Source organism: Enterobacter sp. SECR19-1250, from assembly GCF_013391025.1.
GTDB classification, from domain to species: Bacteria; Pseudomonadota; Gammaproteobacteria; order Enterobacterales; family Enterobacteriaceae; genus Enterobacter; species Enterobacter cloacae.
In genome coordinates this window covers 1-2,093 of the sequence record NZ_JACASJ010000236.1, presented here as the reverse complement: position 1 = coordinate 2,093, position 2,093 = coordinate 1, and the positions used below count along the sequence as shown (strand labels likewise).

At 44.4% G+C, this 2,093-nt stretch carries 2 protein-coding genes; both read right to left on the bottom strand.

From position 1 onward, the window contains the following. Positions 1 to 43 precede the first annotated feature (43 nt). Positions 44 to 394 carry a hypothetical protein gene (locus HX884_RS26230; RefSeq protein ID WP_249166297.1) on the bottom strand — a complete coding sequence of 117 codons (351 nt, stop codon included), beginning with the start codon at positions 392 to 394 and terminating at the stop codon, positions 44 to 46. 210 nt (positions 395 to 604) lie between these two features. Then, entirely contained in the window at positions 605 to 1,723 is a 1,119-nt protein-coding gene (gene asd, locus HX884_RS26225; protein ID WP_178329019.1) for an aspartate-semialdehyde dehydrogenase, read from the bottom strand. Positions 1,724 to 2,093 lie beyond the last annotated feature (370 nt).

The following is a 2,093-nucleotide window of genomic DNA, read 5'->3' as shown; positions in this document are numbered from 1 at the left end:
ACACAACCCGCTACGGGGGAGACTTACCCGAAATCTGATTTATTCAACAAAGCCAGCCAAAGTTATCATACAGAGACTTGCCCAGATTCTGCTTATCCCATGCCCAGTTCAGGTCAGTTTTTTGATGAAGATGTTTGTAAGCATCTCCCCACTCAGCATTATCTTTCAAATGGCTGCGCATGTTTTCCTGGCGGGCGTCTAATGCTTGCCTTAACAAAAACTCGTCATGTTTATCGCTGATTTTATTAACATTGTTTTTAATGATCAGCAATGACACTATCGCTGCGATAAAAATACCTATCAACAAGGTAACAATATAGGTAAACGTTTTATTTATCAGTCCCTTAGAATGCTCGCTATCCGTAAAGTCAGGGGTCTTCTGAGGTATGGTCATTCTTCGCCTTCTTAACTGCTATTACGTTATTTTTGTGCTATCCACAGTTATCGGCAAAAAAACACAAATTTTTATAGCGAAGCCTCCTTAAGCAAAACATTGTTTATTTTTTTAACCCAGATCAAATTATTCCGCATTAACGCGCAAAAAAAACCGGGCTGTCCGCCCGGTTCTGTTTTCAGCTAATAATGAATAACAGGTCTAAACCCATTATATTCTGTTAAGCAAAATATTAAGCATGCGGCGTAATGGTTCCGCCGCCCCCCATAATAGTTGATCCCCAACGGTCAATACCGAATAAACAGGTTCATTATTTAGCGCCATTTTTTTATAACGCCCTACGCCAACCTTAAGCGTGCCGCTAATATGTGCGGGAGTAAGCTGGCTGACGCTGGCCTCTTTATTATTAGGGACGTATTTTACCCAGGGATGAGCGTCGCTTACCCTTTTAGCAAATTCAGCTTCATCCACTTCGCGTTTGAGTTTCATTGTAATGGCCGCACTATGGCACCTGATTACACCAACACGAATGCACAGACCATTAACCGGGATGGTGCCTTTTTTCAGGCCAAGGATTTTATTTGTTTCTGCTTCTCCCTTCCACTCTTCGCGGCTATTGCCATCCCCCAGGTCGCTATCAATCCAGGGAATGATGCTCCCCATCAGCGGCGCGCCAAAATTCTCAACAGGCAAGTCACTGCTGTTAATCAGTTCGCTGACTTTATTGACCAGAGGAAGCACCGAGCCTGCGTTTTCCAGCTCATCGGGGGTTAAATTTCGGGTGACAAATGCACTTTGGGCGATCAACTCGCGGACATGCTTTGCACCCGCCCCCGAAGCTGACTGATAGGTCATCACGCTCATCCATTCAATGAGATCGGCCTTGATCAAACCGGCGAGCCCCATCAGGCTTAAGGTGATTGAACAGTTTCCGCCTACAAAAAGTTTACCGCCCTTTTTGATGGAATCATTGATATTTTCACGGTTCACAGGATCCAGGATGATACAAGCTCTTTCGTCCATTCGCAGCGCTGATGCGGCATCGATCCAGTAACCTTCCCAACCATGATCAATTAATGATTGATACATCGATTTTGTATATTCACCGCCCTGGCAGGTAATGATGATATCCATTTCCGCCAGCGCATCCAGGGAATACGCATCTTTAAGTACCGAACGGACACCATTAATGACAGGCCCAGGTGCCCCAACAGAAGAGGTACTAAAAAAACTGGCTGCAATATCATTAAAATCATTTTCTTCGAGCATGCGTTGCAGCAATACTGACCCAACCATACCGCGCCAACCAACAATGCCAACCTGCTTCACGGGTTTACCTCAATGACGTTACAAAAGTGTTAAGAGAGGTAAAGTTTATAACCCGTTAAATCCCGCGCGTCATTCTTTATTTTACTCGTTTTTGCAATAATTAGAATGTTTAATAAGGGGTTAGCGAAACTGATGAATATTGTGTTTGTGTTCAAGTCAAAAAAATAGGTATCTTTAATTAGGCTGTTTAAAACGATTTTATGCCCCGGGGAAACATAAAGTCATAGTTATCAGCGAAGCCGATGCCCACACCGGTGCGCCGTTTGCAACGCCACCTTTCCTCAACGCATAAAAAACCCGCCGGGTGGCGGGTCGGTTAGGGAAGGTGCGAACAAGTTCCTGATATGAGATCATCATATTCATCCGGAGC